Here is a 279-nt window from a genome sequence, read left to right as displayed (position 1 = left end):
GCTGTTCGCGGGTCGAGCCCAGCTACGTCACGGTCATCCTGGGCCCGACGGGGACCGCCACGCTCATCAACAATCCCGGAGAGCAGGGATGTTGTAGCGACGTGACCAAGCTGCGCTACGGCAATAGATGGAGCAAGGGACCGTTTTCATGCCAGTCGTCGACCAAGGGGCTGAGTTGCTCTGACGACAATGGCCATGGCTTCTTTGTCAGCAAGGCCAAGGTAACCGTCAAATAACCCCTCAGCTGGCCGCTTCCAGTTCGCCGCGCGCTTTGGTGGC

General features: G+C 60.6%; 1 pseudogene. It reads left to right on the top strand.

The features are described from left to right. A pseudogene (locus EN857_RS35360) lies at positions 1-236 on the top strand (hypothetical protein); the annotation flags it as partial. Positions 237-279 lie beyond the last annotated feature (43 nt).

It is taken from the genome of Mesorhizobium sp. M4B.F.Ca.ET.214.01.1.1, from assembly GCF_004791545.1.
GTDB lineage: Bacteria > Pseudomonadota > Alphaproteobacteria > Rhizobiales > Rhizobiaceae > Mesorhizobium > Mesorhizobium abyssinicae.
Note: the sequence above shows the minus strand (reverse complement) of the source record. Positions and strands in the feature narration are given on the sequence as shown.